Origin of the sequence: Flavobacterium sp. B183, from assembly GCF_023539155.1 — a bacterium.
Lineage (GTDB): Bacteria > Bacteroidota > Bacteroidia > Flavobacteriales > Flavobacteriaceae > Flavobacterium > Flavobacterium tructae.
In genome coordinates this window covers 4,918,994-4,944,984 of the sequence record NZ_CP097434.1, presented here as the reverse complement: position 1 = coordinate 4,944,984, position 25,991 = coordinate 4,918,994, and the positions used below count along the sequence as shown (strand labels likewise).

At 34.9% G+C, this 25,991-nt stretch carries 21 protein-coding genes and 3 tRNA genes; 11 read left to right on the top strand and 13 right to left on the bottom strand.

The window, feature by feature from the left end:
- Window positions 1–284: 284 nt before the first annotated feature.
- The 5 genes from M4I44_RS20150 to M4I44_RS20130 form a co-directional block, all read right to left on the bottom strand.
- The gene (locus M4I44_RS20150; protein WP_249965885.1) at window positions 285–908 is read right to left on the bottom strand and encodes a bifunctional 2-polyprenyl-6-hydroxyphenol methylase/3-demethylubiquinol 3-O-methyltransferase UbiG; all 624 of its coding nucleotides are present in this window, start codon (window positions 906–908) and stop codon (window positions 285–287) included.
- 3 nt (window positions 909–911) lie between these two features.
- Window positions 912–1,625: an endonuclease/exonuclease/phosphatase family protein gene (locus M4I44_RS20145; protein WP_017495976.1), complete on the bottom strand. Its 714-nt coding sequence runs from the start codon at window positions 1,623–1,625 to the stop codon at window positions 912–914.
- Window positions 1,626–1,760: 135 nt separating this feature from the next.
- Complete coding sequence (locus tag M4I44_RS20140) at window positions 1,761–3,017, bottom strand: alginate export family protein (protein WP_249965884.1); 1,257 nt, start codon at window positions 3,015–3,017, stop codon at window positions 1,761–1,763.
- Window positions 3,018–3,396: 379 nt separating this feature from the next.
- Complete coding sequence (locus M4I44_RS20135; RefSeq protein ID WP_173967544.1) at window positions 3,397–4,056, bottom strand: response regulator transcription factor; 660 nt, start codon at window positions 4,054–4,056, stop codon at window positions 3,397–3,399.
- A gap of 128 nt (window positions 4,057–4,184) precedes the next feature.
- Complete coding sequence (locus tag M4I44_RS20130; RefSeq protein WP_249965883.1) at window positions 4,185–4,769, bottom strand: DUF4202 domain-containing protein; 585 nt, start codon at window positions 4,767–4,769, stop codon at window positions 4,185–4,187.
- Between the two features lie 268 nt (window positions 4,770–5,037).
- Between M4I44_RS20130 and M4I44_RS20125 the strand changes: the two genes are divergently transcribed.
- The gene (locus M4I44_RS20125; protein WP_249965882.1) at window positions 5,038–5,799 is read left to right on the top strand and encodes an META domain-containing protein; all 762 of its coding nucleotides are present in this window, start codon (window positions 5,038–5,040) and stop codon (window positions 5,797–5,799) included.
- Window positions 5,800–6,071: 272 nt separating this feature from the next.
- Here the strand turns inward: M4I44_RS20125 and M4I44_RS20120 are convergent, their stop codons facing one another.
- Window positions 6,072–7,352: a DUF2130 domain-containing protein gene (locus M4I44_RS20120; protein WP_017495971.1), complete on the bottom strand. Its 1,281-nt coding sequence runs from the start codon at window positions 7,350–7,352 to the stop codon at window positions 6,072–6,074.
- A gap of 553 nt (window positions 7,353–7,905) precedes the next feature.
- On the opposite strand from M4I44_RS20120, the gene M4I44_RS20115 reads away from it, so the two are divergent.
- Window positions 7,906–11,589 (top strand): PKD domain-containing protein, encoded by a 3,684-nt coding sequence (locus M4I44_RS20115; protein WP_249965881.1) that lies wholly within the window; start codon window positions 7,906–7,908, stop codon window positions 11,587–11,589.
- A 112-nt stretch (window positions 11,590–11,701) separates the two neighbouring features.
- Here M4I44_RS20115 and M4I44_RS20110 read toward each other — a convergent pair whose 3' ends face one another.
- Genes M4I44_RS20110 through M4I44_RS20100 form a run of 3 tightly spaced genes read right to left on the bottom strand, consistent with a single transcriptional unit; the run spans window position 11,702 to window position 13,581 of the window.
- Window positions 11,702–12,682: a zinc-dependent alcohol dehydrogenase family protein gene (locus tag M4I44_RS20110; RefSeq protein ID WP_249965880.1), complete on the bottom strand. Its 981-nt coding sequence runs from the start codon at window positions 12,680–12,682 to the stop codon at window positions 11,702–11,704.
- 12 nt (window positions 12,683–12,694) lie between these two features.
- Window positions 12,695–12,973 (bottom strand): putative quinol monooxygenase, encoded by a 279-nt coding sequence (locus M4I44_RS20105; protein ID WP_017495969.1) that lies wholly within the window; start codon window positions 12,971–12,973, stop codon window positions 12,695–12,697.
- A gap of 2 nt (window positions 12,974–12,975) precedes the next feature.
- The gene (locus M4I44_RS20100; protein ID WP_017495968.1) at window positions 12,976–13,581 is read right to left on the bottom strand and encodes an NAD(P)H-dependent oxidoreductase; all 606 of its coding nucleotides are present in this window, start codon (window positions 13,579–13,581) and stop codon (window positions 12,976–12,978) included.
- A gap of 188 nt (window positions 13,582–13,769) precedes the next feature.
- Here M4I44_RS20100 and M4I44_RS20095 point away from each other — a divergent pair, with 188 nt between their 5' ends.
- Window positions 13,770–14,615, top strand: coding sequence for an AraC family transcriptional regulator (locus tag M4I44_RS20095; protein ID WP_017495967.1), 846 nt, complete (start codon window positions 13,770–13,772; stop codon window positions 14,613–14,615).
- Between the two features lie 178 nt (window positions 14,616–14,793).
- Here M4I44_RS20095 and M4I44_RS20090 read toward each other — a convergent pair whose 3' ends face one another.
- From M4I44_RS20090 to M4I44_RS20075, 4 genes are all read right to left on the bottom strand, one after another.
- Window positions 14,794–15,267: an RES family NAD+ phosphorylase gene (locus M4I44_RS20090; protein ID WP_249965879.1), complete on the bottom strand. Its 474-nt coding sequence runs from the start codon at window positions 15,265–15,267 to the stop codon at window positions 14,794–14,796.
- Entirely contained in the window at window positions 15,267–15,767 is a 501-nt protein-coding gene (locus M4I44_RS20085; protein WP_017495965.1) for an antitoxin Xre/MbcA/ParS toxin-binding domain-containing protein, read from the bottom strand. Before M4I44_RS20085 ends, M4I44_RS20090 begins: the two co-directional genes overlap by 1 nt.
- A gap of 90 nt (window positions 15,768–15,857) precedes the next feature.
- Complete coding sequence (locus M4I44_RS20080; protein ID WP_017495963.1) at window positions 15,858–16,619, bottom strand: C40 family peptidase; 762 nt, start codon at window positions 16,617–16,619, stop codon at window positions 15,858–15,860.
- Window positions 16,620–16,687: 68 nt separating this feature from the next.
- On the bottom strand, window positions 16,688–17,866 hold the full coding sequence (locus tag M4I44_RS20075) for an acetyl-CoA C-acyltransferase (RefSeq protein ID WP_017495962.1): 1,179 nt from the start codon (window positions 17,864–17,866) through the stop codon (window positions 16,688–16,690).
- Between the two features lie 239 nt (window positions 17,867–18,105).
- On the opposite strand from M4I44_RS20075, the gene M4I44_RS20070 reads away from it, so the two are divergent.
- From M4I44_RS20070 to M4I44_RS20035, 8 genes are all read left to right on the top strand, one after another.
- Window positions 18,106–18,189, top strand: a tRNA-Ser gene (locus M4I44_RS20070).
- Between the two features lie 14 nt (window positions 18,190–18,203).
- Window positions 18,204–18,278, top strand: a tRNA-Pro gene (locus tag M4I44_RS20065).
- 30 nt (window positions 18,279–18,308) lie between these two features.
- Window positions 18,309–18,382 (top strand) — tRNA-Arg (locus M4I44_RS20060).
- A gap of 372 nt (window positions 18,383–18,754) precedes the next feature.
- Complete coding sequence (locus M4I44_RS20055) at window positions 18,755–19,195, top strand: DUF3592 domain-containing protein (protein WP_249965878.1); 441 nt, start codon at window positions 18,755–18,757, stop codon at window positions 19,193–19,195.
- 549 nt (window positions 19,196–19,744) lie between these two features.
- Window positions 19,745–20,647, top strand: coding sequence for a BRCT domain-containing protein (locus tag M4I44_RS20050; protein ID WP_249965877.1), 903 nt, complete (start codon window positions 19,745–19,747; stop codon window positions 20,645–20,647).
- A gap of 75 nt (window positions 20,648–20,722) precedes the next feature.
- On the top strand, window positions 20,723–22,474 hold the full coding sequence (locus tag M4I44_RS20045; RefSeq protein ID WP_249965876.1) for a tellurite resistance TerB C-terminal domain-containing protein: 1,752 nt from the start codon (window positions 20,723–20,725) through the stop codon (window positions 22,472–22,474).
- Complete coding sequence (locus M4I44_RS20040; protein ID WP_017495958.1) at window positions 22,471–23,784, top strand: ATP-binding protein; 1,314 nt, start codon at window positions 22,471–22,473, stop codon at window positions 23,782–23,784. The genes M4I44_RS20045 and M4I44_RS20040 overlap by 4 nt, the downstream gene beginning before the upstream one ends.
- Window positions 23,784–25,913 carry a DEAD/DEAH box helicase gene (locus tag M4I44_RS20035; protein ID WP_249965875.1) on the top strand — a complete coding sequence of 710 codons (2,130 nt, stop codon included), beginning with the start codon at window positions 23,784–23,786 and terminating at the stop codon, window positions 25,911–25,913. Before M4I44_RS20040 ends, M4I44_RS20035 begins: the two co-directional genes overlap by 1 nt.
- Window positions 25,914–25,991 lie beyond the last annotated feature (78 nt).

Here is a 25,991-nt window from a genome sequence, read left to right as displayed (position 1 = left end):
AATTCTACATGGAAAATGGGAGGAGTTGATTGTTAATTGTTAATTGTGAAATGTAAACTGTACACTGTACACTGAGCTCATTAGCCCAGATGGGAGTGACATCCTTTTGTACCGGGGTTCGGGACAAAAGATACAACGGACAGCTGGAAACAGCTTCTTATTCGGAATATTGTTTTGAATATTTTTCAGTTGTGATCGGAGATAGCTGAACACAATTGTTTGAGAGGGGAGAAGTGCGGTGTAGAGACGCATTGTAGCGCCTCTACAAATGTTTGTAAAATGAATTACTTTTTCTTTCCGATAAATCGGATTACGGAACCTTTTCCGTTGTGGAAAAGACCTTCATTGAGTTCAATTTCTTTTTCTTCCAGTGTGATGATCTCATAATTTGGAAAGTCAGATTTGATTTCTTCAATGGAAAACAAAGAAGCAATATCTTTAGGTCCGCCAACTTTATCATTTATTGCGAGATAGTCTAAATGCTTTTTGCTGAATGCTTCAAAAATGATACAGCCGCCTTTGCGCAGGTATTGATCCAGTGTTTTGTGCATTGCCGATTTAATTTCTGCGGGAAAGTGTGCATAAATTAAAGCAATGGCATCAAATTGTTCCGGTTGATAGTGTAAGGTTTCTAGTTCTCCAATCTGATAGTCCAGAATGACATTTTCGGATTCGGCAAGTTTAAGGGCTTTGTTTTTCCCTTCTGAACTAATATCAAATGCCGAAACTTTCCAGCCTAGTTTAGCAGCAAAAACGGCATTTCGGCCTTCACCTTCAGCGGGAAAAAGAATAGTCCCGATGTCTTGTTTTTCTAATGATTCTTTTAAATAATTGTTGGGTGCGGTGCCGTAAGCAAATTCTTCGGCGCTGTAACGGTCGTTCCACCGGTCGGTCCAGGAGTTGGTCATGATTTAGATATTGAAATTAATTATTAAAGGTTTGTGATCGCTTAGCATTGTCCAGTCTTGATAAGTACCAACTTCTACACGCTCTAAAACGTTCATAAAATCTTGTGAGGCAAAGCAGTAATCAAGATGATAGGGTTTGTTTTCATGGCGGTAAAGATATAAAGTAGGATGTTCTTCTTTGCCCTGTTCCTGCTTGAAATATTTATGATACGTACTGAAAATTTTTTTTTCGCCCAGTTTGTTTACAACGGTTGTGTGATTTCCTTCTCTTCGGGGTTTGTCCCAAATCGTGTTGCTGTTGAAATCTCCAATTAAAATGGTTTTGTTTTCTTTGATCAGATCTTCATAATAATTGATCGCTTTCCAGACTTGAGTTACATATTGTCCATCTTTATCCTGGGGATTATTGGCCCAGATTGCAAATAAAGTAAAATCAACATTTCCACCTGTAACCGCTATTGGCAAAATGTTTTTGAAAAGAGGATTATGACAGTCTAGCAATTCAAAACTATAATTACTATAGGAGAAAACGCCAAGTCCTTTGTGCGGATTGGTTCCGTACCATAGAATGTCGTTTGGCAGTTTTGCATCGGTTTGAAATTTTAAATTTTCAGGATTTTCACATTCGGAGATTACGGCAATATCAGCATTATAAGCGTCAAGAAATGTTGCTTTTTTTCTGAATGCCATATTACAATTCCATGCTATAATTTTCATAAGCTGATTTTCCTGTCTGAGAAAAGATAGTCTCAAATATACCAATTTAAAAGGTGTTATTAGGGAGTCGGTATAACAAAAAATGCCTCTTTTCATTTTGAAAAGAGGCAGATTGTATAGTGTGTTTTTGAAGAACTATTTTTTCCAGTTAAAAATTCTTGGATTGATGGAAATCATTAACCAGGCCCAATTATTGGTACGTCCGGCGTCTCCGTTTTTTAAAAATTCTAAAGTTTTAGTGCCAAACATTTGAGAGTATCCTCCTGTAAGTGTGATGTCTTTTTTGAAATTGTAGTTGGCTGTAAAATCGACCTCTGTTCCTAAATACGAACCTAATTTTTCGTTTAATGGCGTTACTACATTAGCAGGGGCGTTAAAAACATGAGGCATTACATTAAACTGCCATTTTTTTACATTGTAGCTTAGTTTTAGATAAGCATCCTGAAGACCTACGCTGTTTTGATGGTTTCCCACATAAAAATAATCCATAAAACCATTAAAGGCATGATTTGTTCCAAAAAGCGGATTAAATGATTTAATTACCGTACTGCCATCGTTCATGTCTTTTCCGGATAAATATTCATACCCCAGACCGGCTTTAAAAGCATCAGAAATAGCATATCCCAAATAGGCTCCGGCATACCAGGCGCTGACTTGTTTATTAGTGCTTTTTCCGGTTTGACCGTAAAGCCCCAAGTTGCTGTCTATTTTTTTTGTCTTATACGTTAAATACGTCCCGAAAGTCTGTTTGTAGTCAACTAATAATTTGGCGTCGGCATTAGCATATTCGTAGCCCGTATTTAGCGCCAGTAAACTCATTGTTAAGTTGCTGAATGTGGTGTGGTACCAGGCGTATTGCAGTGCTTTGTAATTTGCTACCGTATAAGGGGTCTGCACTAAATTTTCGGCATTGGAGTTGTAAGCAACTCCCATGTCGAGCTGTTGGTTTTTAGGACGAAAAGTGACCATTGCAGCATCGTGGCTCTGACCTTGCTGCAACCAGTCGATTTCTCCCATAATACGCTGATTGTCGTATGAAAGTACCTGACGGCCTAATCTGGCACTCCATTTTTCGGTAAAATTGTATTGTGCCCAAGCTTCAAAAACGGCTACACCATTTTTGTCTGCCGTTGTCGTTGTGGGAACATCACCCCAGGTTCTGATGTTTTGCAGAGTCAGCTTAACGGCCAGATCATCTTGTTTAAAATTCAGATTTAAACGAGAACGCTGTGATATTTGCGAGGTTCCTTTTTGACCTTCAGGCAGGAGTGTCTTATATCCGTTTCGATATTCAAAACGTGGTCGAAGTTGTAGGGTGGCATCTAATTCCTGGGCCTGAATTTCAAAGCTCATTCCTATCATGAGTATTAAAAGTAGTTTCAGATTTTTCATAAATTATCAAAATTTTATTCATGTAAATTTATAAGAAATAGATGCAGGTTTGTATGATTTAGATCATGTTTGATATTTTTTTTATACTTTGTTAAAGTATTGGTTCTTAAATTCTTATTTCAGTAGAAGTTGTTTTTTTGTTCAGGATTCCAACAGTTGTAAACAGCATCCGTATTATCACTGTTTCTTAAAAAAAACAGGGTGGAAATTAACAAATTATAATGGAATCCGGATGCAGTTTGTAAATAGAATTTTGTTAAACTGTAATGATGAATTTACAGTTTAACAGAGCAAATGGTTTTTAATAAAAGTGAGTAGTACCTCTTAAAAAAGATCAAAACGTAGTTTTTGGAAAGAGTTACGTAATTGTACGTAATTTTTACAACAAAGAATACTCAGTTGCTTTGTTTGAAAGTTCCATCAGGTTTTTTACTTTTAGTTTTTTCATTAAGTTAAAGCGATGAACTTCGGCAGTACGCTTACTGATTTTAAGGGTTTCGCCAATTTCCTTATTCCCTTTTCCGGATAATAAAAGTGAGAGAATTTCTTTTTCTCTCTTGGTAATCGTGATCTCTTCAGCTAAAGCTTGTTTACGTCCTAATGAAACAGTACAATGCACAAAGTGATGAATCAAAATTCCCGATACATCACCGCTGTAATATTTCCCTCCGTTTAAAACCGTATGTAAGGCTTTTAAAAATTCTTCTTTGCTGGAATCTTTTAGTAAATACCCTTCGGCACCTGCTTTCAATGCACCTAATACATATTCTTCAGATTCATGTGTGGTGAGTATAATAATCTTAACCTTATTATTTTCACTTCTAAGTTTTTCTACTACTTCAATACCGGTTAAATGCGGCATACGTATGTCTAGTATAAGTAAGTCCGGCTCACTTGTAGCAACAGCTTCGAGTGTATCGATTCCATCTGTAGCTTCGCCTACAACTTCTATGTTTACTTCGTTTTCCAACAAAGATTTTATTCCATCTCTTACAAAAACATGATTATCCGCGAGGACTACCCGAATCGTTTTACTCATTGATTTATTTAATTGTTACTTCAAGACCCTACGTATATTGGTCTAAATTGTCTACGCAAATATACGTAATAGGAATGAAGAATTACACAGAAGATACCGAAAGGAATTAACCTTAATTTAAAATTAAGTTAAAGACCTAAAGAGGCTTTTATCAGATTTAAGTTTTCTTCCGTATAATTAATTTTTAAGGCTTCCTGATGCCCTTTGTCAGACATTTTATCCCAGGTCTTCTTAATGATGTTTTTGAGTTTCTCTTCATCGTGTTTGTGCACAAACGGATCCAGATAATATTCTAAGAAAACCAAACAAATTACATCTTCCAACAGTTGCGTTTCGGCATCTTTTTTTAGAAGCTTCTTTTCAATTAAAAAAGAAACCCGATCGATAAATTCAGAAGCATAGCCTGCTTTTTCCAGAATTTCGGCTGCGGTTTTTGCGTGAAATTTTTTAAGTTCTTCCCGCCATCTCAAATATCCAACACGATCCATTGGATACGATTCGCGTGCCACTTTCCATCGGCAGATGTGTTGTGCTTTTGAGGCAATCTGAATAGCTTCTGAAGCTTCAGGCTCAAATTGCATCAATCGTTTGTACATTCGATCAGAATACAATAATTCTTTTGGGTACTCTGTATTTTGATCGATTTCGAGATTAGGATCCTGAGCATTCTCAGCATCAATCAACTGGCTGGCTTTTTGAAAAGGTGTATTCATTTTTTAGTAAAATAATAGAGTTCAAAGATACAGAAATTAGTTGTTTCGTAAATTTTTTCCACAAGGAGAGAGGGATTTGTTTTTACTCTGCATTATAAAAAGGTAATGTTTGGCAGTATTTTTTAGGCATTAAGTTTATTTTTGCAATTGTGTTATTTTTCTTAATTTTAATACTAGACTCTGCTTAAAAAAATCATAAAAAACGGGCAGTATTGATTTTTGGCTCGGTTTTTTCTAGGGTGAAGTCATAATAAAAAAATTTAATGATATGAAAAAAGTACTTTTACTATGCGCCCTAATGTCTGTGATCTTAAGTTGTAAGTCGGTTGCAGTTAAAAAAACAAATACGAAAGAAACAACTTCTCAAACCACTTCAGAAGAAGATCTAGATGTTTATTTTAAAGCTACTGGAAATGAACCATTTTGGGGATTGAAATTTGGAAAAGATAAAATTGTTTTTACATCATTGATCGAGGGAATGGAGTCTATTAGTTTTGATGCCGTTGAACCAATCAGAGCAATGGATGCTAATGTAAAAATGTATAGAGTAAAAAGCGGAAAAACAGAGGCTACTATTACCGTTCAGCAATTTGAATGCACGGATTCAATGTCAGGTGCCGTTTCGCCTTATACGGTTAAAGTAGAAATGAACGGTAAAACTTTAAATGGTTGTGGTAAGTATATTACAGATTATCGTTTGCATGATATCTGGGTTTTAGAGGAGTTGAATGGAAGAAAACTAACTTCTTCTGACTTCCAAAAAGAAATGCCACGTATCGAAATTAATGCTGCTGAGAATACATTTTTAGGATTTGGAGGTTGTAATAATATCGGAGGGAAAATTTTCTTCGAAAAAGGATTGTTGAGATTTTCGGATGTAATTTCGACTTTGATGGCTTGCATGCCGGCGAATAAAGAAGGTGAATTTGTAGAAACATTGCAAAAAACAACTACTTATTCAATTGAAAATTTAAGATTGACACTTTCTAATCCTGATGGGAAATTATTGGTTTTTAGAAAAGTAGACTAAATCCCATTTTATAAATAAAAATTAAATTTGCCATTCCGATTGCGATGAATTTCCAAAGATTAATGCTGAAATAAGCAGTATTGTTCAGGAAAATTCGCTGATTGGAATGGCAAATTGTTTTTGGATAATAATCCGAAGGGTAAAAAATACACAACTTGTGTAAATTATATCTATTTTACTTGTATTTCAGTCCGATTTTTTTTCTGATATAATGCCGATGTAGTATGAAAATAGTACAATGCAATTGGACTATATTGAAGATACAATCGATATTATTCCAGTTCTTTTGTTTTCGGTTCTTCTTCGTCTTCAATAAAATCAAGTTCTAAAGCTCTTACGGTCTGAACTGCGTTTCCGGCAATACCACGAATCGAGCCGTACATTCCCAGAGTATTGTGCACTACTTTTTCAATTTGCTTTTCGCGTTGTTTCCAGATACGCTGCATGGCTCTTTTTTCAGATTCCAAATCACTTTGCATTTGCGTAAAACCCTCGACAATTCCTTCTACTTGTAAGCGGAATTCATTGCTGGTTAAAAAATCATAGAGCATCGACATCTTATCTCCTTTGTTCTCCTGCGCCTGAACGGCCTGGCTAACTTGTATTAAAGATTGACGTAAAACAGCACTTAATCCTTTAAATTCTTCATAAGTACAAATCCAGATCCCGTCGCGCATTCCCATACGATCCATTCCGGCAGGCATCACCTCAGTCACTAAAACCCCAATATTGGCTTTTTTGGTTCGGATGTCATTCTTGAATTTCTCAATCCACGCAGGCTGGAAAGCTTTAGTACGCTTACTTTCATAATAAATAGAACCACAATTTTGTACCTCTCGGGTGTTTACAACCTGAAGACAGTCGGCTCCATTAGCTCCCTTTTTTACTTCATCAATAGTGTCTAACGGAAAATTACTGGCCAGCCATTCCTCAATCGCAAGTTCCATGACTTCACCCTGCAATTGCATGGAGCCTTGTTCCTGCTTGCGTTTCATTTCCTCAATCAGCTTTTTCTGATCATCAGATTGTTTTTGGTATTCTTTTATTTTTAGTTCGTTTTTTTCCTCTTCCTGTTTTCGGATTTTGTCGCGTTCCAGAATCAAAGTAGCGTTAAGCTGTTTTTGTGCTTCCGTTTCGATAGCCTCTTTCATTTCGAGTTTTTCACGTTGAAGTTTCGCAATTTCACCTTCCATTTTATTAAGTTCACGAAGTTTCTCTGATTTCTCCGAAAGTTCTTTTTCCATCAGAAGCAAGCGATCTTTATTTTCTTCTTCGAGTTTGGTTTTTAATTTCTGAGAAATTTCTTTTTCGGCTATTTTTCTTTCGCGTTCCAGTCTTTCGGCAAAAAGTTCGTTTTCCTGTTTTTTCTTGGCCTCAAACTCAGCTTTTGCTTTTTCGAATTGCTCGTTTTTAAGTTCCAGTTCTTTGGACTGAGCGCTGGCTTTTTGTTGAAATTCTTTACGGATACTATCTTCCAATTGATGTTTCAAAACATCATTTACATCGATTGGTGTGCCGCAATTTGGGCACTGGATTGAAGATTGCTCAGCCATTTTTTGTTGATTTTATTTAGGATGGTAATATTCTGCTAAGATATTTAAAAAGGAGGTTTTTTTTGCTACTAAATTTTATGAATTTTCGGGAAGAATATATTTTTGAAAAAAACAAAGAAATTAAGATATAGGAATCTTTGTTTTGGGTATTGGAGTGATTTTGCGTCTAAAGTAGCATAAATCTGATTCATTCAGACGATTCTAAATCCACTAGTGCAATAGTAGTTTTTTTCTTAGTTTTTAAAATAATGTATTCGGTTGCTGAAAGAGTTCTTTTACTTCTTTTTCAAAACAGTTCCGAATTGTGTAAAAAACACATTTTTAGAATGATATTTTTTCTTTTTTGGATTAGTCAAAACAATAAAAACTAGATAACATACAATTATTTTACAATAAGATAATATCTTTTTTTCAGTTGTTAATTAAATATTTTTATAAAAAAAACTATCAAATATGAATTATTGAAGATTAATTTGTTTTAAAAGTTTATCTTTTTAACAGATTTATTGTTGATTTTGTGTTTTAAATAACAATTAACAAAAAGACCATTATTTTGAAAAAAAACTACTTTATTGCTGCAGTTTTTCTGCTTCAATGCTGCATTTCCTTTGGACAAAAACAGAATCCAATTGGTTGTGGAACTCAATTATCTCAAAAGGAAGAGACCGCATTTGTGAAATCGCTTTCTAAAATTAAAACCTGGAAAAAAGGAAATACAAAGAAAGCTGCTACTGTTCCTTATATTATTCCGGTCGTGTTTCACATTCTGGTCGACGGAACGAATATTAATAATGTTTTTACCAAAGAGCAGATGAAATGTCGAATCGACGATGCGCTGTTAACGGTGAACAAGGATTTTAATGGTTTGTTTCCGGGGTATGCTATGACCGATCCTCGTTTTGACGCTGTTAAAAGTAAACTGAACATTCAGTTTGTTTTGGCTACCGTAGATCCCGAGGGCAATCCTTTAGAAATTCCGGGTTTAGACTGGCATCCCGAGGCACACGTTGCAGACGGCTATGATGCTAAAATTTATGACTACATCTGGTACGGTAAAAACAGCAGATATTATCTGGATGTTTTGGTGGTTGATGAACCCAATACAGGACAGGGGCCTACCGGTTCAGGACATGCATTTTTACCCATTCAGGATGCAATACCGCGCGTGGCTTTCAATCACAGGTACATTGGGAGTACCTGCGGATCACATGCAAGTGCTACTTTTGCAAAGGTAATGACACATGAGTTTGGTCATTATTTTGGATTAAAACACACTTTTCAGGATGATTGTGATCCGGTAAACGACGGGATGGCTGATACCCCTCCTACCAAAGTTGCTGAAGGCTGTACCAGAAATGTGCTAAACAGCTGTGGAGTTTATGCCAATGCTGAAAATCACATGGATTACAATACGGAATGTCAGAATATGTATACCCGCGATCAGACCAATGCAATGACCTATTGGTTGGAAGATAAAACGGTTGCCAAATATCCAAGAGGGGTATTATGGGATCCGGCTAATCTTAGTGCAGTAGGGGTTATTGAAAGCAATCCGACGGCTAATTTTAGCAGCAGTACAACCGCTATTTGTTCCGGAAAAGTAATAGCTTTTAAAGACGTTTCTTTAGGATTGCCTAATTCAAGAGTTTGGACATTTGAAGGAGGAACTCCGGCAACCTCTACAGATCAAAATCCGGCGGTGACTTATAACGCATCAGGAAAGTATAAAGTAACTTTAAAAGTAACCAACTCACAGGGAACAAATACGAAAGAAGTTCCCAATTATATCGAAGTAGATCAAAAATCAATTGCAAATTATACGGAAAGTTTTACAGGTGTTTTTCCTCCGAGAGGATGGGAAGTGACGAATCCGGACAAAGGTCTTGGCTGGGAAAAGCGAAAAGGAGTGGGGCATAATGACAGTTCGTGTATGATCATGAACAATGCGGATAATTCGGTATTGGGAGCTTTGGATTATATCAGATTGCCTTATTTCGATTTTACGGCTGGACAAAACAGTCAAATGTATTTTGACGTAGCATATACCAAGTTTGATGATGTAAGCCCTGATGTTTTAAAAGTACAGGTCTCGACAGATTGCGGACAGACCTGGAATGATGTTTATTCGAAAACGCACACGGTTTTACAAACCACAGCTGTTCCTACCGCTCAGGCCAATAATTGGATACCGGTTACAGATGCCAATTGGCGAAAAGAAGTAGTCGATCTTACTGCTTATATCGGGAACAGCAATGTTTCTATCCGTTTTGTAAACGTATCGGGCTATGGAACGCGAATTTGGATTGATAATGTAAACGTTGCGGTTACACAGGCTGCTACTCCGGTTTCTGATTTTGCATCCAGCATGAGAGATACGCGTTGTACAAGTCTTACGGCTCCATTTGTAGATGTTTCAACAGGAAATCCAACGTCCTGGAACTGGTCGTTTCCTGGAGGAACACCGTCAAGTTCTACAGATCAGAACCCAACAGTAATCTATGAGGTACCGGGATCTTATACCGTAACACTAGCTACTAAAAATGCCAATGGTAGCGGAACAATAACGACTAAAAACAATTTTATAACCATTGTTGATCCTTATAAAACTTCTTTTACCGAAGGCTTTGAAGGTTCTTTTCCACCAACAGACTGGGAAATTATTAATCCGGACAATAAATTAGCCTGGGAACAACGCATTGGAGTAGGGCGTAACTCCTCCTCTTGTATGGTTATGAATAATGCCGACAACGATAAGGTGGGTGAGGTAGATGAAATTATTCTGAGACCAGCTGATTTATCAGTTGGAGTAACCGATTTTTCATTCGATGTTGCCTATGCTAAATTTGATGCCGTGAGCCCGGATGCTCTGGAAATTCTTGTTTCAAAAGATTGCGGACTGACCTGGGAAAGCATTTATAAAAAAACGCATATGGAACTGGAAACATTTGAAAGCGCCGATGCCAACAATTGGATTCCGTCTTTAGACTCGCACTGGAGAACTGAGAGAGTTACTTTGTCCAGATTTAAAGGAGAACAGAACGTTTTATTTAAATTCAAAAACACTTCTGGATTTGGCGCAAGAATATGGATTGACAATTTGAAGTTTAATTTTGATAGCAAAGAAACTCCATTCTCAGAATTTGTTTTGAAAAGTGATAAATTGTGTAGCGATCTTCCAATTGCATTCAAAGATAATTCAACAGGAGAACCTACGGCATGGGTATGGTCATTTCCGGGAGGTACACCGTCTTCTTCAACAAGCAAAGAACCTACCGTGGTTTATGATAGCCCGGGAACTTATAATGTAACTTTAACAGCTTCTAATGCTTATGGAGCAGGAACTGTGATGACAAAAAACGGTGTGGTGGTCGTGAAAAGTAAAAACAGCCTTCCGTTTTTAGAAAATTTTGAAGGAAATTTTCCTGTTCAGGATTGGCAAGTCATTAATCCGGGTGAAGATGCTATTACATGGGAAAAACGTTCGGATGTTGGTAAAGGAGATTTATCCTGTCTGGTAATCAATAATGCCGACAACCCGGCAGCTAAGGTCGACGAACTTGTTTTAAAAGCAGTTGATCTTTCGTCAGCTGCAACACCTTATTTGTATTTTGATCTGGCTTATACTCAATATTTAAGCGTTTTTGATCCTGAACCAGCTCCCGATAAGATTGATATTCTCGTATCTTCAGATTGTGGTGTGACGTGGACGAATGTATACTCTAAAAATCAAATACAATTGCAAACGGTTTCACCTCCAATTCAGGACGATCCTGCAACCACTACATCAAACGAAACAAACGATTGGACTCCAACCAAAGATTCTGACTGGAGAGCCGAAAAGATCGATTTAGGTATTGTAAAGCAACAGAAAAATGTTTTAATTAAATTTAAAAGCACTTCAGGTTTTGGAACCAGAATCTGGTTTGATAATTTAAAAGTAGACAACGGTCCTAATTTGGCGGTAACGAAACCAAGAGAAATAAACAACCTGAAAGGAGTTCAGGTTTATCCAAATCCGTCTGCTAATGTTTTTCATGTAGTAACGCCATCATCGGCGGATAGTTATACCGTTACAGTGCATAGTGCAGAAGGAAAAATGATTCATACCGAAACTTTTTCCGGAGGGAATAACACAGAAAAATCAATTAATTTATCGGGGAAAACAAGAGGGGTATATTTTCTTAATGTAACTTCTTCAGCGAAGAAAACTTTCACTCAGAAAATCATAAAGCAGTAATTTAGGCTGTTATAAAAAGAGAGAGACTGTGTCCGTTGGGATACAGTCTCTTTTTTATGTAATGATTTATCAGAAAATTGACCCTCCACAAAAAAAGGATCAAATTTTGAAATTAAACGATATCCACAACAATTTTTCCAACAGAAGAACTATCACTAACCGCTTTATGAGCGTCCATAGCAGTATCTAAAGTAAAGTTTCTGGGATCAATAAGGGGTTTTAATTTCCCTTCTTCTATAAATTTTGCAGCTTCTTTTAAAATATCTCCATGATGTTTTCTGCCCTCACCACTAATCATCGGGTGTAAAACAAAAACACCATGTAAACTTGCAGATCGAAGTGATCCCGTCGCCAATGCATGCGTTCCAAAAGCATAGCAACTGGCAATCTGACCATAATGACGGATAGCAGCAAAAGAATCATCCAAAGATTGACCTCCAACCGTATCGTAAATAATGTCAAAACCTTTTCCGCCTGTAAATTGTTTTACATAATCTTCAACTTTTGCTGTCTTATAATCAATTGGAGTTGCTCCATATGATTCAACGATGGCGGCTTTTTGAGGAGAAACAGTCGCATAAACATCAGCACCAAAAATGCGGGCCAACTGTACGACCATGTGTCCAACACCTCCGGCTCCGGCATGAACCAAAACCTGATCGCCTTTTTTTACTTTTGCCCTGTCAATTAGACCCTCCCAGGCTGTTAGCAATACAAGCGGAACGGCTGCAGCCTCTTTCATACTTAAATTCTTTGGTTTTACAGCGAGTAAATCGGCGTCAACAGCAGTGTACTCTGCTAATGTTCCCTGAAGTCCCAAAACACCTCCGGCGAGCCCGTAAACTTCATCACCAACTTTAAAATCGGTAACGTTTTTTCCAACTGCTTCAACAACACCGGCAAGATCAGTTCCTAATACTGCTGGTAAAACGGGCGAGGCATAGGGTGAAACCCCAATACGAATTTTGTTATCGATAGGATTAACGCCACTTGCGTGAATTTTGATTAAAACCTCTCTTTCTTTTGGAGTCGGTTTTTCTATTTCAGTACTTACAAAATCAGATTCGTAAGTAGTCGTTAAAAGTGCTCTCATTGCTAACTTTGATTATAATATTTGTGCTGTTTTGTAAACCTGAATGGGCGAGGAGATTAAACCTTCACTTTGTTTAATAAAATCCTGCAGATACTGTTGATTGTTGTGAATATCAAGGCCTGGCTGGTCTTTCCATTCTTCCCAAATAATAAAAATATTTTCGCTGTGATGCAGATCATATCGAATACAAGCCTCTTCTTTTCTGGTTTCAGTAACCAAATGGTTTAACATGTTTTTGATTTGCGCTGTATTTTCCGGTTTACTTTTTAAAATAGCGGTAATTGAGATCATAGTTATAAAGTTTTAAAGATTTGTTCTAAATGGTTGGTATAGTTTACCTTAAAGATACCAATATTTTCTTCAGTTGCCCCCTTTTCTACATCATGAAAATGGAAACCGTCTAATTTCTCCATTCCTACAAATTTATTCATTTTATGGAAACCAAACATAACCCCTTCATCTACAGTTGTTTCTTCAAAAAATTCTCCCGGAAGCGTGAAAGCCGTTGCAGGGGCATTCCAGCTTGTGGTAAGCATGTATTTTCGTCCGTGCAAAAGTCCGCCTGTACCGTAATTGATATCCGGATTTGTCCTTGTTCTGCCGTCGTTTTTGTAAATTCCTTTTTGATGCCCGGCAGTAAAAACGTCATCAATATATTTTTTAAAAAGATTCGGTAATTGAAACCACCAAACAGGTGTGTGATAAACGACTACATCTGCCCAAACGAATTTTTCGACTTCTTCGTCTAAATCGAATTCTTGTTTTATATCAGTTGTTTTAATTTCAAATTGCTTGCTCTTTGTTAAGTATTCTATTGTCCAATCTGTAACGGTTTGATTGAATTTTCCGCCTGAATGAGCAAAGTTTTGCCCGCCGTTGATAATAAAAATTTTCTTCATTTTGTGAATGTTCTTGTAAATTTTGTTTGCGTATAAATTATTGTAATAGATTAAGGAATGATTTTTTTAACGTTTCAAAAAAGACGTTAAAGAATTATTTGGCAAAATTATACCATGTTTAACGATATCGAATGGTATATATTTGTGTTTTTTAGGTATATTTGCAACGGTAATAAATAATAGGCAGTATGAAAAAAGAAAATTTATATGAACCGTTCAGTGTTTCTTTTGAGACTTTAGAGGAATATCCGGATGTAGGAGATCGTCATAACTTTTTTGAATTGGTTTATGTTTTGAAAGGAACGGGTTTGCAGTGTATTAATAAAAATGTTTTTGAATACGATGCGGGACATTTGTTTTTGCTTACACCTGAAGACTGTCATAATTTTACCATTGAGACCAAAACAAATTTTTTCTTTTTGAGATTTAATGATATTTATCTGAAAAATTCAAGTCTTCAAAATGAAAACATTCAGCGTTTAGAGTATATTCTACAAAACGCAAATCATCAACCGGGCTGTATTTTAAAAAATGTTGCCGATAAATGCCTTGTAAAAGTTATGGTGGAAGCTATTATTCGGGAGTATGAAGATAAGGATGTTTATAACAAAGAATTGATTCAGCAATTGGTCAACACCCTAATTATCGTGGTAGCAAGAAATATTGCAAAGTACTTGCCGGAACAGGTAAATATCGGCTGTGAGGCAAAAGCAATGGATATTTTACAATACATTCAAAACAATATTTATTATCCTGAGAAAATCAAAGCAGAATCGATTAGTGACTTTTTCGGAATTTCAAGTACCTATTTAGGACGTTATTTCAAGAAGCATGCAAATGAAACCATGCAGCAGTACATCAGTAATTATAAAACAAAATTGATTGAACATCGTTTGCAGTTTAGTGATAAACGAATCAATGAAATAGCCTATGAATTTGGTTTTACAGATGAAAGTCATTTTAATAAATTCTTTAAGAAACAAAAAGGAAATAGTCCTTCCGAGTTTAGAAAAACAATCAGGATCAGTGCTTAAACACGGATTACACTAATTGTCACTAATTTTTTGCCACAGATTGGAACGATTAAATAGATTTTTGCTTCGTGCTAATTCGTGAAATTGGTGTTTCAATAGGAATTACACGAATTGATACTAATTTTTTGCCACAGATTAGATGGATTAGAAAGATTTTAATTCGTGTGAATTCGTGAAATTAGTGTTTGTTTTGAAATCTCGAATCAAAATTCATTTGGGTAGTACTGATAACCTTGATCTTTTTACTGTCCGGATGAGCGGGATTTATGAGGTAATTGAATTCCTGCGGTACAATGCAACTGGGAACTTTTAAAATAGCAGCTTCATTGTAATCAATAAAATCATCGCCAATGGTTTGTGTTATCAGGATTGGTGGTTTGGAATTCCAGTCTTCCGGTAAATCTTCCAGACGAACTTCCTGAATGGTGATTTCATCTGGGATTTCGATTTCCACATAAAACCGATCCAGAGGTAAATCTTCACTTAAATCTAAATGAACAGATACTTCAAGTGTGGCGAGCGCTCTGCTTTCAGCTGTGTAAACCATACGGGTGTTGAGGCTGTTCCATCGGAAACCTTCAGACATCGAGGCTCCGATTCCTGCTAAAGTAGTGGACAGGTATTTTTCTCTTTCGATTCTAAAAACCTTCATTAAGCTAAGTTTCCGTACTCTAATCGGTTTAAGCTAAATTTTACCTCGTTAATTCCTGTTACAGTGTCCAGCATGTTTTCAGGAGTACTTCCGCCAATAGATAAATTAGGCTTTTTAAGCCACCTTTGAAATTTTTCTTCTTCATTATTGAAAACTTCCAGGCCGTAATCGATCAGTTCATTGATTAAAATAACCAATTCACTGTCTCTGCTGTCTAAAAGTAAATGCTCGCTTTTTTTCTTGTTGTAAGTGGTTTGAGGAATTCCCACAATTGCCAGCATAGATTTTACAGGGTTGTTTAATCGCCTGCTGATGACTTCAATTGAATCATAAGGAATACCGGATCGGATAACCCCAACACGTTCCATTTTGTTGCTCCAGCTGTATTCTTTCCCGTCAGAACTTAGAGTTGATCTTTTAATAGAGATTACTTTCCCGGAAGCATTTCGAATGCTTCTCTTAGTATCAAAAGGTTCTGTATTTTGTTTTATCTTTTCCATGATACAACTATTTTGTTATAAAGATACAACAATTCTGTTGTTCATGTCAAAGTTTGGAGAAAAAAATATTTTCGATTTACAAGGATAGAGTTAAATGATCTTCTTAATTACACGCAATTTGTGAGTGTGTTTGTTTGTTTCAGGATTGTAGATTCCTAAGTGATCCAAACGATCAATGCGAACTTTACCGCTGGCATGAATGATGTAATTATTGTCCATAATAATACCAACATGCGTAATATTTCCTTCGTCGTTATCAAAAAAGGCTAAGTCGCCGGCTTCGCTTTCTTCTATAAAGCTCAAGGGTTCTCCGTCAAGAGCCTGTTGTGAGGCGTCACGATGAATTTTATAGCCGTTTAACTTGTAGACCATTTGAGTGAAACCCGAACAGTCAATTCCAAAAGGGGTTTTACCTCCCCAAAGGTAAGGTGCGTTAAGATACATAAAAGCAGTACTTATGATAGCACTCTTAGGCTTGATACCGCTGGTTTTGGTGCCTTCAAAATCAAAATTTGAGATATTGATTTCGCTGTTATTTAAAAAAGACAAAGAAGCGCCAAGCGGAATTGGCAGTAATAAATTATTTGAAGAAGTGATGTAGTCAATCAAGTCGGCATTTAGGATAATAGCTTCACTGCTTAATTGATTGAAATTTGCTTCAGAGATAATCTGGTATTGTTTTGAATCTACCCAGCCTTCATAGTCGTCGTATTGAATTCTTATTCGGGCCCATTGATTTTGACGTTCCAAAATCTCGATATGTTCACCAAACAAAAGTTGAGTAACGATTTCACTTCTGTCACTTGGCTCAGCTCGTACGGGTACTATGGCTAGATTGCAAATTCCGAACATTTAGGGTAGTTTATAAGTTAAAAATTAGGAGTTATCTGGAAAACACATAACTCCTAACAGAATAGTATTTAGGCTCTCTCGATAACAATTGCCGAAGCACCGCCACCGCCGTTGCAAATTGCTGCAGCTCCGGTTTTAGCATTGTTTTGTTCTAAAACACTTAGTAAAGTTACGATGATTCTTGCTCCCGAGCATCCTAGAGGATGTCCTAATGAAACAGCTCCACCATTTACGTTTACTTTGTCGTTATCAAGACTAAGGATTTTTGAATTGGCTAATCCAACTACCGCGAATGCTTCGTTGAATTCGAAATAATCAACATCACTTATTGAAATTCCTGCTTTGTTTAAGGCTTTTGGTAATGCTTTTGCCGGGCTTGTTGTAAACCATTTTGGTTCCTGAGCAGCATCTGCATAACCTTTTATGTACGCTAAGGGTTTTAATCCTAATGAGATTGCTTTTTCTTCAGACATTAAAACTAAAGCGGCAGCTCCGTCATTGATAGTAGAAGCGTTGGCAGCTGTAACTGTCCCGTCTTTAGTGAAAACAGCTCCTAGTGTAGGGATTTTGTCTAATTTTACATTGGTATATTCTTCGTCTTTTGAAACGATGATTGGTTCGCCACGTCTTTGTGGAACCTCTACAGGAACAATTTCATTATCAAATTTTCCGGCATCCCAGGCTTTTGCACTTCTTTCATAAGATTGAATAGCAAAATTATCCTGTTCTTCACGGCTGATGTTGTATTCAGACGCACATAAATCAGCGCAAACTCCCATTGCGTTGTTATCGTAAGCATCTGTCAAACCATCTTTCTGCATTCCGTCAAGCATAGAAGCCGGACCAAATTTAGTTCCGTTGCGCATTTGTACATAATGTGGAATCAAGCTCATGTTTTCCATTCCTCCGGCTACCACGATTTCAGCATCACCACAAGCAATAGCCTGTGCGGCGAACATAACAGCTTTCATTCCTGAAGCACAAACTTTGTTTACAGTTGTAGCGGCAACTTCTTCAGATAAACCGGCAAAAAGCGCAGCCTGACGTGCTGGTGCCTGGCCAACTCCGGCCTGTACCACATTACCCATAAATACTTCATCAACTAATTTTGGGTCAAGGTTAATTTTTTGAAGTGCGCCTTTTATTGCGGCAGCACCTAATTTAGGGGCAGGTACAGTAGATAAACCTCCCATGAAACTTCCGATAGGTGTTCTAACGGCAGAAACGATAACAACTCTTTTGTTCATTTTCTGTTAATATTAGTTAATCAAGCAAATTTACTCTTTATTTAAATAAATTCAAATTTTGTGTCAATTCGATTGAATTTTAAATTTAATGTGAATTTTTAGTTAATTCTATTTATTTGATTGTGAAGCGTTTTGAAAAAAAGATTAAAAAAACTTAAAAAAAAGCTCCGAAATAGTTGTGAGATATGGAATGTTGTCTTACATTTGCAACCGCAAAACAGAACACGTTTCTTGAGCTTGGAGAGGTGCCAGAGCGGTAATGGAGCAGATTGCTAATCTGTCGACGGGTAACCGTCGCCAGGGTTCGAGTCCCTGTCTCTCCGCTTAGATTTTGCCTCGGGGTGTAGCGTAGCCCGGTTATCGCGCCTGCTTTGGGAGCAGGAGGCCGCAGGTTCGAATCCTGCCACCCCGACAAGAACTTTGTCGGAAGTTTAATGAAAATGGACGCATAGCTCAGCTGGATAGAGCACCTGCCTTCTAAGCAGGCGGTCGAAGGTTCGAATCCTTCTGCGTTCACAAAAAGCCACTCCAATCGAGTGGCTTTTTTGTTTTGTAATAAATTGAGATTTGGATGCAAGCGCAGTTGAATAGAGTATCTCGATTTTTATCAGGACGGTCGAAGGTTTGAATCTTTCTGTGTTCACGAAAAGCTACCCAATTGAGTGACTTTTTTTATGATGTGTTAGATTGGTTTTTTTTCTTGATCTACATCGGATTATGGGGGAATCTAAAAATGATGAAACTTTTCATTATCAAAGGAGCGTTGATGGTTCACAAATAACAGGTTGAATTAGAGAGAGTGAATGTATAGTCATTTTTGATAAAGCAATTAGTAATAACCTGCAGGGCAATGCGGGACAAGCATTATTTTTAGTAATAAAATAAATTATGAATAAAAGACAAATTCTTGCGACTATTTATGTTTGTTTTATACCTGGTTTGACTCTATTAGTGGGGGCATTTTATCTTTTTCAACAGAAATTAAATTTTATTGAAAAGGCAAGTATTGTTTACGGTACAGTTATCGAGTCGATACCTCTTGCGGGCAATAAGAATGGATCGCTTTATTATCCTCATGTTTCATTTATTACGAAATCAGGTAAACCAATAGATTTTACTTCTAATGTGGGGTCTTCTCTTCCGAATTACATTGCAGGAAGTTCTGTTAAGGTTTTGTATGATCCAACTAATCCGAATAAAGCGGAGATTGACGGGATTTACGGTTATATTGTAGATCCAATGCTTTTGGGTGGTCTTGGTGTATTTTTCCTTTTAATGGGTTTAGTTGCTATTTTATACAAGTATCAAAAAAAAAGGAAAACGGACTGATATTGAGTTTTCAAGCCTAAAAACTATTTCATAGTAATCAATAGAATGTTTTTTGATGGTGGATTTTTATTTTTCTTTATTGTTTTATTAAGTCTTCTCCATTCTGGTCTGTTGAAATTCTTCACAGAAAATTCCCTTCATCTTTATTTTTTTTCACCCCACTTACTCTGAGATTGAAATAAGCATTTTCCGTAACAAAAAGCATGTAGAGATTTCTCGATTTGCCTTTGCCAGGAAACATTTTCAGATAGCTCAATTAGTTTGATAAATTTATGAAACAGTATTCTTCCTCATAAATGGATTAATACATGTTTAGTAATATAAAAGATTAAATAAACAGGTATAAATACTTGGTGGTTGATTTTTGTGAATCGATATATTTGAGAGGACAATATGGTTTTCCGTAAAAAAGATTGATGTTAAATAATAATATTTGCATCTAGAACTATAAATTATTTGTAATAAATTGATTTATAGTGGAATGTTAATGGATACTTAAATTAGAGTTATTAGGCAGGTTATTTAATTTAATAAGAGACAAAAATTAATATGAGTAACATAGATCAGGAAATGTTGAAAATTTACACTTCAAAATCTCAAGCAGACAAAGCAATTGGTTCTCTAAAAGGATTGTTACTAGGCATTCAGGCTGATGGAGAAGTGAACGAAAAAGAAATAATTGAGCTTAGAAAATGGGTTTCGAAGCATAAACAATTGGTTAACCGAAACCCTTTTAATGAGTTCATGACCATTATTGAAGAAACGATTTCAAATAAAATACCTCCTAAAGAAACAATCGAAGATTTGTTTTGGCTGTGTCAAAAATACGAAAGTGATAGTTATTATTATAACGCAGTAACTACTGATCTTCAAATTTTACAAGGTATTTGTCACGGTATTTTAGCAGATGGGATTATTACAGATAAAGAAATTTATGATCTTCAAAAATGGCTGAATGAAAATGAACATTTAAACACCTATTATCCTTACGATGAAATAAGGAGTCTGGTACTTTCTGTTCTTTCAGATAACAAAATAAATGAAGAAGAAAAAGTTGTCTTAATGGCTTTTTTTAAGCAATTTGTACAAATTCAGGATGATGAAGTAAGCCAAAAGATACAGGATACTACCATAGATGTAAATATTTTTGGTCTTTGTACAAGTGAGCCGGAAGTAATTTTTGAAGGAAAGACTTTTTGTATAACGGGTGTTTTGCAAAGAGGAAACAGAGAGAATCTTCACAGAGATATTATTAAATTTGGCGGAATACCGACAGATAGCATTACAAAGAAGACTGATTACTTAATTGTTGGTGACAATGGGAACCCCGCTTGGGCTTTTTCATGTTATGGAAGAAAAGTTGAAAAAGCTATTAACTTAAGAAAAGAGGGACATACTATTATGCTAATACATGAATTCGATTTTTCGGATCTTATTGACGATTTATTATAGAAAAGTTTATATTGATAAATGTAATTTTATAGTAATAAATTTTTCGATTGTTTAATAAAATCAAATTCGCGAAGTATGGATAATTCAATTATTGATATTACAGGAGAATCTTATAGCCTTTCAAATATTTCAAAAACTTCAAACGTACCTTTTTGGGGACATCAATATGTATATTCATATTCAGAAATAAATTCGGCGACAAGCCAGCAACGTGTTTTCTATAAGACTTTTAAATTTAATTTTTTAAATGGTATTTGTACTGATCTTGATGGGAATGACAATTATGCGTTTGTTTTGCTTTTTGACCTTTTAAAAGAATTTGATACTCATAAAAATATTGCTCGTTTAGAGAAAGAATTAAACGAATTAAAAATAAACTATCCTAAAACAAAAACGTACTGTGTTTCTCATCTTGTTAAAAAATTAGAACAACATGATTTAAGGAAAGATTCAGAGAGAATTCGCCGACAGGAAAATTATTATGATGATTATTCGGGATATGATCAGTTAAAATTAGGATTTCAGTTTAGAATCAAATTAAATCTAAATGATGAAGATGCAGTGCTTTTAAACAACATTTGGAATCCAGCTAATAATTTTTTTAATATTGAGTTTTGCGCTGTCGAAATCATGAAATTTTATTTGTCTGTAATTAAAAGATTAGATGAAAGATGTAAAAAAGACTCCTCTTCTTTACAAGAAGAACTTACTACAGTAGCTGATATTATTGCACAAAAACATTATAACTATAAGCCAGGAAGTAATAACTACAAATACTCTATAGAAACGGTTATAAATGAACTTCATTCTAATATTTTCAAATACTGTGAAAATACTGTTCGTGAAATTTTTGGGCACAAAAGAAAACTTAATGTAGATCTAACCTATATATCGAATGTTGTAAAAGAAGAATATAACGAGCGAATTATAATACGCTTGAATAAAATATTACAGATTTATGCACCAACAATTAATGAACCAGATGAGAAAACGGATTATGAATTAAATATCCAAAATACAACTCGTTGGAAAATTAAATTTGATGAATTAACTATTAATTTCAATAAAGATTCAGACACATTCATAAATCAGATTATCAATCTAGGAAATTTAAATAAAGATAATCCATCAGTAGAAAATATTTTTTACGATGCTTCAAAATTTATCGCAGCTCATAGTAAAGAAGCAGCACTTGTATTATACATTTATTACATTCATTATGATTTAAAATCGGTGAAATTTGATCAGAAACCACTAGGTGTGACAGTCCAGAAAACTTTATTTAAAAATGGCGATCAGTTCGATGATTTTCAAGCAATAATCAATGAATTTATAAAGGATAAAGATTTAGAAAAGGCTCTTAAAGCGGTAAAAAATGTTTATACAGCTAAACGAAAAAAAATTCAATTGGATAGAAATGCCATTCAGCAAGTTCATGAAAAACACTCGGGAACAGTTGAGCTTCTTAATGAATATCTTAGAGATGAAGATGAGCAGGAAGATTTAAAAACAGAATTGGTCATTAATCGAGAACCCGAGAATCAGACTGTTTCAGAATACAGCACGATCGATACATCTCTTTATGACAGCTTACTCAATTTTACAAAAATACAGCAAGATGTTCTTGATTCTTTTTCAAAGGCAAATTTTTCTGTTCTTCAGACTGATTTTGAGACTTTTGCAAAATCAAAAGGAATGTTTAAAAACCAATTGATAGAAAGTATTAATGAAGTATGTTACGAGACATTAGATGATGTTTTAATTGAAGAAGAAAATGATTTTTATATTATTAACGAAAACTACTATAACCGAATTTTAGCAAAATGACAGAAAACATAAAACCTAAAGAAGCCACAGCAATTATTAATTCATTAATTGGAGGTGTAGTTCCTAAAATTGGTGTTCAACATATTACTGTGGGACGCTCAGAAGAAATTGATGCAGTTGTAAGCGCATTAGAAGATGTGAAAAATGGACACAGTATGGTTAAATTTTGGATCGGAGATTTTGGGTCCGGAAAATCATTCATGTTACACTTGCTAAATACGGTAGCACTAAAACAAAAGTTTGTGGTGGCAAATGCAGATTTTACGCCAGATAACAGACTTTATTCCAATGATGGAAAAGGAGTAGCATTGTATGCTGCTATTATGGACAATGTCGCTATTCAGACTAAACCTGAAGGTGGAGCATTACCAACTTTAATGGAAAAATGGATAGAGCAAGTGGTGATGAAAACGGCAGAATCGAATAATATACCATTAGAAAATATTAGAGAAGAACAATATTTGAGTCTTATTCAGAATAACATAATGAAAACCATCAACGAAATAACTGAAGTTGGAGGTTTTGATTTTGGAACAGTTGTAATGAAATATTACGAAGGTTATATTAAAGATGATGAGCAATTAAGGAGAAATGCCTTAAAATGGTTAAAAGGAGAATATAATACTAAAACGGAAGCCAAACAAGATTTAGGCGTTAGAGAAATCATTAACGACTTAAATTATTACGATATGCTTAAAAACTTCACTAAACTGTTTGTAAGTATGGGATATAGTGGTTTTATGATCAATCTTGATGAGGCAATAAACCTTTATAAGATATCTGTTTCTGCAACAAGAGAAAAAAATTATGAAAAGATTCTGGCAATATATAATGATTGCTTCCAAGGAAAAGTAAGTAATCTTTTTTTCAATTTTGCAGGAACTAAAGAAGTACTTGAAAATGAAAGAAGAGGTTTGTTTAGTTATCATGCTTTAAAATCACGATTAGAAACAAACAAGTTTGAAACTGCAGAAATTAGAGATTTTGCGCAGCCAGTAATTAAATTATTACCGCTAGATCATAACGAAATTTTTGTGCTTTTAATAAAGCTTAAAGCAATATTTGATTATAATTATAAAATATCCACAAATGTTTCTGATGAAGATATACAAAACTTCATGGAGGAAATGTTTAATAAACCCGGAGCTTCTGAATTTTTAACGCCAAGAGAAGTTATTAGGGATTTTTTAAATATTCTAAATATACTAAGACAGAATCCTGATTTAGATAAAGCAAAACTATTTGGAGAAATTGAAATTTCTGATGAAAGACCAGATACTGTTTTAATGGATAGCATAGAAGAATTGTAATGTCATTTGAATTATTATCAGAACCAATCCGAAAATATATTCGTGATAAACGATGGGAACAATTACGTCCCATTCAAAATGCAGCAATTTCAAGAGTTTTAACAACCGATAACCATTATATTTTGGTATCCAGAACTGCTTCGGGAAAAACTGAAGCGGCTTTTCTGCCTATTTTATCTCAGGTTAATTTTAACGAAAAAGGAGTTCAGGTTTTATATATTTCACCGCTTATTGCATTAATTAATGATCAGTTTTATCGCGTGGAAGAATTGTGTAAAAACTTAGAGGTTAATGTCGTTAAATGGCACGGAGAAGCAAATAGAACTTTAAAAGAGAAATTAATAAAAGATCCATCAGGGGTGGTTTTAATAACGCCCGAATCTCTGGAAGCTATGCTTTCAAACAAACCTTTTAACGTAAAGCATCTTTTTTCGAACCTTAAATTTGTTGTTATTGATGAAATTCATTCTTTTATTGGATCGGGAAGAGGCGTACAATTGAAGTCTATTTTATCAAGATTACAGGATTTAAATGAAAATCAATTTAGGTTAATTGGACTTTCAGCAACGTTGGGAGATTATGACGAGGTCAAGAAATTTGCTGGTACCACCGTGCCCACAATAGTTTTGAGAGATAAAGCATCAAAGGAAATTGAAGCTAAATTTAAATATTTTGAAAGTACCGGACCTGAATTACCGCTAGATTTATTAAAGGATTTATATCTTGAAACAAAAGATAATAAAGTTCTTGTTTTTCCTAATAGCCGTGGATTAGCAGAAGAAGTAGCGGTTAAATTAAAAAAACTTTCTGAAAAGCTAAACGGTCATGTAAATTATTTTTCGCATCATTCATCTGTTGATAAGGAAGTTAGAGAATATGTAGAATATTTTGCAAAAAGTAACAACAGACAGAATTTTTGCATTTCCTGTACTTCAACTTTAGAACTCGGAATTGATATTGGTTCTGTTGATCAAGTGGTACAAATAGATGCAACGCACAGTATTGCATCATTAATACAGCGTATAGGAAGAAGCGGTAGAAGAGATGGTGCAAAAAGTTTGCTTTATTTGTATGCAACAGATAAATGGAGCTTATTGCAGTCATTGGCTTGCTGGGAATTGTATAAAGAAGGTTTTATTGAGCCAAAAGATCCAATGACTTTAGCGTATGATCTTTTACTACATCAGGCATTATCAATAACAAAAGGAAACTCAGGTATTAATTTTAATGAATTAGTAAAACTATTAAAGGAAAACTTCGCATTCAATGATATTGAGAATGTAGATATTGAAGCGATTCTAAACCATTTAATTGCTATTGATTTATTCGAAAAATTGAGAGATGAAGTTATTATAGGAATTGAAGGCGAAAAAATCGTGAATAACAGGGATTTTTACAGTGCCTTTACTATTGAAGATAATTTTAAGGTTGTGAATGCAGGAATAAAAATAGGTGAAATTCCTTTAACGCCGCAAATTAGAGAAGATGAAAATATTTTATTAGCAGCTAAAATCTGGAAAATTATTTTTGTCGATTTCAAAGCAAAAAAAATCGAAGTTAAACCTACAAATGATGGTAAAAAACCTAAGTTTTCAGGTGGAGGTGGTATTGTACATCAAACTATTAGAAGTAAAATGTTTGAAATTTTATACGATAATCAAGTTTTCACAGAGCTTTATGAAGAAGCTTCAGACGAGTTAGATGAGATGCGAAGTGATTTTTCTGTTTTTGATATCAAGGATATAGAGTTGGAAAGACCATTGTTGACTTCAGAAAAAAAACTCGTATTCTACACTTTTACAGGTACTAAAATAAATAGAACATTACAATTTCTTTTTAAATTTTCTGAAATAAAAAACTCATTAGATGATAACATAAGTTCATTCGATATTTATGAATCTAAAGATAATTTTTTGGATAAATTAAATTTCATAACTTCAAATGTGGATGTTATTGAGGAAATTATAACAGAAGAATTAGAAAAAAATCCAGATTCCTTAATTACATCAAAATGGGGTATTTACTTACCAGTGAGATATCAAATAGAATGGATGAAGCAAAATTATTTTGATATAAAACAGACTCAGGAATTCTTACTTAGTGTTAATAGAGTTGTAGACAATTTATAGGCTTTAATTTTACCGTTAGCAGTAAAAAAATTAAAGACTAAATATTTATCGTAAAGCATAAAAACATTTGATTTTAAA